The organism is Caballeronia novacaledonica, from assembly GCF_900258035.1.
In the GTDB taxonomy this organism is placed as follows: Bacteria; Pseudomonadota; Gammaproteobacteria; order Burkholderiales; family Burkholderiaceae; genus Caballeronia; species Caballeronia novacaledonica.
In genome coordinates, this window is the sequence record NZ_OGTP01000006.1 from 292,804 (window position 1) to 301,355 (window position 8,552).

The following is an 8,552-nucleotide window of genomic DNA, read 5'->3' on the forward strand; positions in this document are numbered from 1 at the left end:
CCGCGCTATGAAACCCCTTTTAGATCAAGCCGCTATCCGCGATAAACCGATACAAATCAGCGTCTGTCGATAAATCGAGCTTGCGCATAGCCGCACACTTTTGCGCGCTGATTGTCTTCACGCTACGGTCGAGTTCCTTTGCGATCTCGGTGACGTTCGCACCTCGCGCGTAACGTTCGATCACTTCCAGTTCGCGACCCGTGAGTCTCTGACGAATAAAGCGCGCGTGGCTTTCCGCGTCTGCGAGCGCCAGCGTTCGGCGAATTCCTGGTCCGAGATAAGTCTCGTTGGCGATGACCGAAACGATGGCCACGTAGATCAGGTCGAGCCGATCCTCTTTGCTCAGAAATGCATCGGCTCCGGCTTCCAGCGCGTGTTTGACGAGCATGGCGTCGTCGATGCGTGACAGGACGACGATGCGAACCTCGGGATACCGATTCGCGATGTGCTGGATCAACGCGATGCCGTCGCCATAGCGCCCGCCCGGCATGAAGAAGTCGATAACTGCCACGTCGCATTCGCCGCGAGCGAGCGACTCGTCGAGTTGTGTCGAGTTCGCGTTCCGACTTACGACTTCCACACTGGGAAAATTCCCGGCAAAACGCTCGAGTGCAAGAATGACGAGAGGATGGTCATCCGCGATCGCCAGCCTTATCCGTTTAGCGTGCGAGAACACTTGGCTCCCGTTCCCGAACTCCATGGACTCAAACCCCTTCTCGTACAGCGGACCCGATACCGAATCCAGAAATGAACCAGAAGCATCGGATACCGAAACATTTAGATACATCAGACGCATCCGAAATGAAAATCAAACACAAAATGGTCATCCCAATCCGCGTGCGCGAACGAATGCGAACAAGCCAGGGTCGTTTCTGACACCGAGCTTATTCATCGCATCGCGTTTCTGGCGACTGATGGTGCGAACATCGCGCTCGAGCTCTTTCGCGATCTCCGTGATCGAATGCCCTTTGGCAAACAAACGGACCACTTCGATCTCTCGCGGGGAAAGGCGTGGCTCCTCGGAGGAAAAGTCCGTCTCCGTGCCTGCCTCTGCGAGCGCTGCGACAAACGACGCACTCACAAAGCGACGCCCGACACTCGCATGCCGCACGGCCGTCCCCACCAGTTCGATCGGTTCGGCCTTGCTGACAAGGCTCGTCGCGCCGGCGTTCAAGATGGAGCGCAGAATCGCGACGTTGCTTACGCTCGTGAGCACGACGATGCTGATATTCGCGAAATCCTGCCGTACCTTGCGAATGAGACGCAGGCCGTCGTTCGCATCCGTACCCGGCTCGGGCATGGCAAAGTCCGTGACCAGGACGTCGCATGGTGTGTCCGCGAGCTGGGCCATCAGAGTGCTCGCATTATTTGCCTCGCCGACGACGTCCATTCCATGGTCTGCGGCAAAGAGCGCTTTCATTCCAAGGAGTACGAATGGATGATCGTCAGCCAATACTATTCGAAGCTTCAAGAGGCCCCCGTTCAGATTGTTGGTCTTGATGAATTTGCTTGACTCGACCCCGTTCGACGGATTAATCCGCGTTGGCAGGCATAGGCACGTATTGTCCGGATTTGTGTTTAGTGAAAACCAATGAACAAATCGATGGCAGCAAGCAAATAACTATGGCTTTTTGTTCTCTTGAATAACTACTTCAAAATAGATTGCGAATAAAACGCAGACTATAGGAGAAGTCCGATTAGCCTTGAGCTTTGGGTTCCGAATCGAAGCGCACCCGTCGTCCGCGCAATCCCGAGAGATTAATATGCCGCGCCGAGAAAAGGGTGAGCGCGCGCCACAATTCAGAAATCGCCTTGCCGGGACAAAAAATGGGCCTCGGGCCATATCAGCCGGAGGCCCACTTTTGGACGCGCGTCGTTGCGGTTCGTCAGAACGGAATGTCGTCGTCCATGTCGTCGAAGCCGCCGCCCGCCGGTGCGCTCGGGCGGCCCGAACCGCCGCCAGCGCCGCCCGCTCCACCGCCGCCCGCGCGTCCGCCCGCAGGCGCGCGAGCGGCGCCGCCGGAACGTTCCATCGGCGCGCCGCGGCTGTAGCCGGCGTCATCGCCGCCGCCAACCGCGCCGCCGCGGCCGCCGAGCATTTGCATTTGATCCGCGACGATTTCCGTCGAATAGCGTTCCTGGCCGGCTTGGTCGGTCCATTTGCGCGTGCGGATACGCCCTTCGATATACACCGACGAGCCCTTCTTCAGATACTCGTTCACGATCTCCGCGAGCCGCCCGAAGAACGCCACGCGATGCCACTCCGTGAGTTCCTTGAATTCGCCGGAGGCCTTGTCCTTGTAGCGGTCCGTCGTCGCGAGACGGATGTTGGCCACGGCGTCGCCGCTCGGGAGGTAGCGGGTTTCCGGGTCGGCGCCCAGATTGCCCACGAGAATGACCTTGTTGACTGATGCCATGATTTCTCCGGTAGATTCCTTGCTAACTGTCAGCCGAATGGTGCAATCAGACCGATCCCGTCTTCAGACGTGAATTCGCCCGCACCATGCCGGCTTGATTCGATGATTCAAATATCTTCAGGCTGCGCGCTCGGTTCTGCGCGGCGGCGGTTTCATCCAAGCCGCAACGAGCAGCCACGCGAGCACGAGCCCCGAACAGGTGAAAAAGACCGCGCTCGGCCCGTCCACCTTCAGCAGCCAGCCGCCGATCACCCCGCCAAGTGCTAGGCCGATCGACTGCGTCGTGTTGTACACGCCGGCCGCCGCGCCCTTCCTCGTGCCCGGTGCGAGCTTCGACACCAGAGACGGCTGCGACGCCTCCAGCACGTTGAAGCCGAGAAAGTACACGAACAGAATGGCGGCCACGGACCACAGCGTATGGGGAGCGGCGCCCAATAACAACTGGCCGATCAGGATAAGCCCGATCGCGCTCAGCATGACGCTCTTCATTCTTCCACGTTTCTCGGCGGCGATGATCGCCGGAACCATCATCACGAAGGCGAGCGCCATCACCGGCAGGTAAATCTTCCAGTGCGACGCGACCGGCAACCCGCCGTCCTCCAGAATGCGCGGCACGACGAGAAAGAGCGCCGTCTGGGTCGCGTGCAGCACGAGCACGCCGAAGTTCAGGCGCAGCAACTCGACGTTGTGCAGCACTTCCGCGAACGGCGCCTTGACATGCACCGGATGCGCCGGCGGATCGGGCACGATCCAGAACACCACGCCGACCGCGAGGATCGACAGCACGCCGATCACCGTAAACAGTCCGCTCATGCCGACCCAGTGGAACACGATCGGCGCGCCGACGATCGCCACCGCGAACGACACGCCGATGCTGCCGCCGACCATCGCCATCGCCTTGGTGCGGTTTTCCTCGTGCGTCAGATCGGCGATGAACGCGATCACCGCCGACGACACCGCGCCCATGCCCTGAATCACGCGCCCGGCGATGATCCACGCCATCGAGTGTCCGATCGCCGCGACGAAGCTTCCCAGCGCGAACACCAGCAAGCCGAACGCAATGACCGGCTTGCGCCCGAGCTTGTCGGAAATCCAGCCGTAGAAGATGTAAAGCATCGACTGCGTGACGCCGTAGGCGCCGAGCGCGATGCCGACGAGCAGCACGTTGTCGCCGCCGGGGATGGTTTTCGCGTAGACGGAAAACACCGGCATGATCATGAAAAGACCGAGCATCCGCAGCGCGAAAATGGCGGCGAGCGACACGGTCGCGCGCAGCTCCGGCGCGGAGAGACGTGTAGACGTGGCAGACGGATTGGACATCAGAAACGGGAAAAGGATGAGGGTCGCGTCTGGCCTGGCCTGCGGCGCAGCCAGGCGCGGTCGCCTTGTTCTTGCTCGAAACGGCACTATATGGAACGCACTGCCCGGACATTCGGCGGCGGTTTGCGCCAGCGCTCGCCCCGCACATGGCCGGCAAGTCCCCGCGCCGGCCGATCGAAGTGCATCCGGCCCTTGGGCTCGGGAGCTGCGACCTTTAAAAGTCGTTATAGTAGCAGGTTTGGCTCCCTCTCTTTCCGCCCGGCAATGGCTGCATGACCCGTCCGGACAGAAGAAAGCGCCGCTGAAAACATCCGAAAGCATCCGAAAAAACGCCGGAACGAACTCGTGGAAGAAATTCGCATTCGTGGGGCTCGCACCCACAATCTGAAGAACGTCAATCTCGACTTGCCGCGCCACAAGCTGATCGTGATCACGGGACTGTCCGGGTCGGGAAAGTCGTCGCTCGCGTTCGACACCCTTTATGCGGAAGGCCAGCGTCGCTACGTGGAAAGCCTTTCGGCCTATGCCCGGCAATTTTTGCAATTGATGGAAAAGCCGGACGTCGATCTGATCGAAGGTTTGTCGCCGGCCATTTCGATCGAGCAGAAAGCCACCTCGCACAATCCGCGCTCGACGGTCGGCACCGTCACGGAAATCCACGACTATCTGCGCCTTTTGTACGCGCGCGTCGGGACGCCGTATTGCCCGGATCACCTGATTCCGCTCGAGGCGCAGAGTGTCTCGCAAATGGTCGATGCCGCGCTCGCGCTGCCCGAAGAAACCAAGCTGATGATCCTCGCGCCGGTGGTCGCGGATCGCAAGGGCGAGCACGTCGAATTGTTCGAGGAAATGCAGGCGCAGGGTTTCATCCGCTTTCGCATCCGCTCGGGCGGCGGCACGGCGAACGAGGGCGTCGCGAAAATCTACGAAGTCGATTCGCTGCCGAAGCTCAAGAAGAACGACAAACACACGATCGACGTCGTGATCGACCGTCTAAAAGTGCGGCCGGACATGAAGCAGCGGCTCGCGGAATCGTTCGAAACCGCGTTGCGCCTGGCCGACGGCCGCGCGATCGCGCTCGAAATGGACACGGACAAGGAAAAGCTCTTCAGCTCGAAGTTCGCGTGCCCGATCTGCTCGTACTCGCTGCCGGAACTCGAACCGCGTCTTTTCTCGTTCAACAATCCCATGGGCGCCTGCCCCGAGTGCGACGGACTCGGGCAGATCACGTTTTTCGATCCGAAGCGGGTGGTCGCGCATCCGTCGCTGTCGCTCGCGGCGGGCGCGGTGAAGGGCTGGGACCGGCGCAATCAGTTCTATTTCCAGATGCTGCAAAGTCTCGCGGCGTTCTATGAATTCGAGATCGACGCGCCGTTCGAAGACCTGCCCGAGAAAGTGCGCAAGATCCTGCTGTACGGCTCGGGCAAGCAGGCAATTCCCTTTTCGTACATCAACGAGCGCGGGCGCGCGTCGGTTCGCGAGCATGCGTTCGAAGGCATCATCCCGAATCTGGAGCGGCGTTATCGCGAGACGGATTCGGCCGCCGTGCGCGAGGAACTCGCGAAATACCAGAACAATCAGCCGTGCCCGGCGTGCGAAGGCACGCGTCTGCGGCGCGAGGCGCGCTTCGTGAAAGTCGGCGCCGACGATCAGGCGCGCGGCATCTACGAAATCAGCGGCTGGCCGCTGCGCGATGCGCTCGGCTATTTCCAGACGCTGCGTCTCGAAGGCGCAAAAGGCGAAATCGCCGACAAGGTCGTCAAGGAAATCGTCGCGAGACTTTCGTTTCTGAACAATGTCGGGCTGGATTATCTGTCGCTGGAACGCAGCGCCGAAACGCTCTCCGGCGGCGAGGCGCAGCGCATCCGGCTCGCGTCGCAGATCGGCTCGGGGCTCACCGGCGTGATGTACGTGCTCGACGAGCCGTCCATCGGCCTGCATCAGCGCGACAACGACCGGCTCATCAACACGCTCAAGCATCTGCGCGACATCGGCAATTCGGTGATCGTGGTGGAGCACGACGAAGACATGATCCGCATGGCGGATTACGTCGTCGACATGGGGCCGGGCGCGGGCGAGCATGGCGGCGTGATCGTCGCGCAGGGCACGCCGGTTCAGGTGCAGAAAGACGCGAATTCGATCACCGGCCAATATCTGTCCGGCAAGCGCACGATCAGCTATCCCGCCGAGCGCACCGCGCCGGACGAGCGGATGCTGCGTATCGTCGAGGCGCACGGCAACAATCTGAAGCGCGTGACGCTGGACCTGCCTGTCGGACTTTTGACCTGCGTGACGGGCGTCTCCGGCTCGGGCAAATCCACGCTCATCAACGACACGCTGCAGCACGCGGTCGCGCAGCATCTGTACGGCTCGGCGACGGAGCCCGCGCCGTACGAGTCGATCGAAGGGCTCGAGCATTTCGACAAGGTGATCGCCGTCGATCAATCGCCGATCGGCCGCACGCCGCGCTCGAATCCCGCCACCTACACCGGCCTCTTCACGCCGATCCGCGAACTTTTCGCGGGCGTGCCGGCGGCCAAGGAGCGCGGCTACGATCCCGGCCGCTTCTCGTTCAATGTAAAGGGCGGACGCTGCGAATCCTGTCAGGGCGACGGCGTGCTGAAGGTGGAAATGCACTTTCTGCCGGACGTCTACGTGCCCTGCGACGTGTGCCACGGCAAGCGCTACAACCGCGAGACGCTCGAAGTCCAGTACAAGGGCAAGAACATCAGCGAAGTGCTGGACCTGACGGTCGAGGCGGCGCACGAATTCTTCAAGGCGGTGCCGGTGGTCGCGCGCAAGCTGAGAACGTTGCTCGACGTCGGTCTCGGCTATATCCGGCTCGGTCAGTCCGCGACCACGTTATCGGGCGGAGAAGCCCAGCGCGTCAAGCTTTCGCTGGAACTGAGCAAACGCGATACCGGTCGGACCCTCTATATCCTCGACGAGCCGACGACCGGATTGCACTTCCACGATATCGCCTTGCTGCTCGAAGTGATCCATCGGCTGAGAGATCAGGGTAATACTGTCGTAATCATCGAGCATAATCTCGACGTGATCAAAACCGCCGACTGGGTGATCGACCTCGGTCCGGAAGGCGGCGCGGGCGGCGGGCAGATCATCGCCCAGGGGACGCCGGAGCAGGTCGCGAAATCGAAAGCGAGTTTTACCGGCAGATATCTGGCACCCTTGTTGCAACGAGCCAAGTCGGCGGCCTGATTGACGGAGCCGGGCGCCGCAGCCGGACAGTGGAAATGCGCCGCGCGTAGCGGCACGAATAACCGTCGTATGCAGCAGGGGAAAGGAACGCAGTCATGGCGAAGCGCAACGAAGCGGCCAACGAGGAAGCGCGTGTACGAGACCTGCCTACGCGCCACGTCAGGCTGACGAGCGACATGAGCTTGCCGAAGCTGTCGGCGGTGGAAATCGGCAGCTACGTCCTCGCTTTGGTAACGCTGTACCTCACGCTCAGACTGCAACTGCTCGGCGGGCTGCTCGCCGGCATGCTGGTGTATCAGCTCACGCACATGATCGCGCCGGTGATCGAGCGTCACGTCGTCAGCCGGGGCGCGCGGCTCATCGCGGTCGGGCTGATTTCGGCGATCATCGTCGGCGGGCTGACGGGCGCGACCATCGCCACCATCGAACATTTCGAGCGCGACTTCCCGAGCCTGCAAAAACTGCTCGATCAACTCATGAGCATCACGTCCAGCGCCCGGCTGTCCGTGCCGGACTGGATCGCGAATTATCTGCCCGTCGACGCGGTGCAGATGAAAGACAAAGCGACCGAACTAATGCACAAGCACGCCGAAATGCTCCAGCGAGGCGGCAAGGAGATGGCGCGCGGCTTCGGGCATATCGTGATCGGCATGATCATCGGCGCGATCATCGCGGTCAGCGCGCCGCGGCAGTCGCATCATCGGTTGCCGCTTTCCACGGCGCTCGTCGCGCGCGTGTCGCGCTTCGCGGATGCATTCCGCCGCATCGTGTTCGCCCAGATCAAGATTTCGGCGATCAACGCGGTTTTCACGGCGCTGTATCTGCTCGTCGCGCTGCCGATCTTTCACGAAAGGCTGCCGCTTTCCAAGACGCTCGTGCTGGTGACGTTCATCGTCGGGCTGCTGCCGGTGATCGGCAATCTGATTTCCAACACGATCATCGTCGGAATTTCGCTGTCGGTGTCGTTCGGCACGGCGGTCGCGTCGCTCGCGTTTCTGATCGTCATCCACAAGCTCGAATACTTCCTGAACGCGCGCATCATCGGCGGCCAGATCGAGGCGCGCGCCTGGGAACTGCTGCTCGCGATGCTCGCCATGGAAGCCGCGTTCGGCATTCCGGGCGTGATCGCCGCGCCGATTTTCTACGGGTATATCAAGCGTGAATTGATTTATCTGCGGCTCGTCTGAGCATAAAAAAACCCGCCTGAAGCGGCTAATGCCGTTCAGTTAGCGCTGAACGGCATTTTTGTTTGTGGGGGCGAGAAGTGGTTGTAAACGGAGCGCCGGGCTGTTAACTTTCTGGTGCGATGCTTGCCGACCACCTCACTTATCTGATCGAAGCACAAGAGCCGGCCGATCTGCGACGGTTGGCCGAGCATCTGCCCTTCGAGTGGATCGAACGCGCAGTCCAGGCGACCGGCACGGCGAGCATCCGGCGCCGTCGCCTTCCGGCCGAACAGGTGGTGTGGCTGGTCATTGCGCTGGCGATGTACCGTCACTGGTCGATCAGCGAGGTCCTCGATAGCCTCGATTTGGCCTTGCCCAACGAGGCCACCCCGTTTGTCAGCAAGAGCGCTGCGGCGCAGGCGCGCCAACG

7 protein-coding genes are annotated in these 8,552 nt (G+C 61.3%); 3 read left to right on the top strand and 4 right to left on the bottom strand.

Annotated elements, in window-relative coordinates; translation table 11 throughout:
* Positions 1-19: 19 nt before the first annotated feature.
* From NOV72_RS12280 to NOV72_RS12295, 4 genes are all read right to left on the bottom strand, one after another.
* Positions 20-787: a response regulator gene (locus NOV72_RS12280; RefSeq protein WP_245932995.1), complete on the bottom strand. Its 768-nt coding sequence runs from the start codon at positions 785-787 to the stop codon at positions 20-22.
* Positions 788-823: 36 nt separating this feature from the next.
* Positions 824-1,471: a response regulator gene (locus NOV72_RS12285; RefSeq protein WP_281261808.1), complete on the bottom strand. Its 648-nt coding sequence runs from the start codon at positions 1,469-1,471 to the stop codon at positions 824-826.
* Positions 1,472-1,886: 415 nt separating this feature from the next.
* Positions 1,887-2,417 (bottom strand): single-stranded DNA-binding protein, encoded by a 531-nt coding sequence (locus NOV72_RS12290; protein WP_106854843.1) that lies wholly within the window; start codon positions 2,415-2,417, stop codon positions 1,887-1,889.
* Positions 2,418-2,534: 117 nt separating this feature from the next.
* The gene (locus NOV72_RS12295; RefSeq protein WP_106854844.1) at positions 2,535-3,737 is read right to left on the bottom strand and encodes an MFS transporter; all 1,203 of its coding nucleotides are present in this window, start codon (positions 3,735-3,737) and stop codon (positions 2,535-2,537) included.
* 345 nt (positions 3,738-4,082) lie between these two features.
* On the opposite strand from NOV72_RS12295, the gene uvrA reads away from it, so the two are divergent.
* From uvrA to NOV72_RS12310, 3 genes are all read left to right on the top strand, one after another.
* Complete coding sequence (gene uvrA / locus NOV72_RS12300) at positions 4,083-6,956, top strand: excinuclease ABC subunit UvrA (RefSeq protein WP_106854845.1); 2,874 nt, start codon at positions 4,083-4,085, stop codon at positions 6,954-6,956.
* Between the two features lie 95 nt (positions 6,957-7,051).
* Positions 7,052-8,143, top strand: coding sequence for an AI-2E family transporter (locus tag NOV72_RS12305; RefSeq protein ID WP_106854846.1), 1,092 nt, complete (start codon positions 7,052-7,054; stop codon positions 8,141-8,143).
* Positions 8,144-8,262: 119 nt separating this feature from the next.
* The coding region (locus tag NOV72_RS12310) for a transposase domain-containing protein (RefSeq protein WP_181291013.1) at positions 8,263-8,552 on the top strand (290 nt) is incomplete at its 3' end.

Excerpts from the sequence above, each read along its gene's own strand:
- NOV72_RS12280 (WP_245932995.1), bottom strand. The coding sequence starts at position 787 with ATGTATCTAAATGTTTCGGTATCCGATGCTTCTGGTTCATTTCTGGAT.
- NOV72_RS12290 (WP_106854843.1), bottom strand. The coding sequence starts at position 2,417 with ATGGCATCAGTCAACAAGGTCATTCTCGTGGGCAATCTGGGCGCCGAC.
- NOV72_RS12295 (WP_106854844.1), bottom strand. The coding sequence starts at position 3,737 with ATGTCCAATCCGTCTGCCACGTCTACACGTCTCTCCGCGCCGGAGCTG.
- NOV72_RS12305 (WP_106854846.1), top strand. The coding sequence starts at position 7,052 with ATGGCGAAGCGCAACGAAGCGGCCAACGAGGAAGCGCGTGTACGAGAC.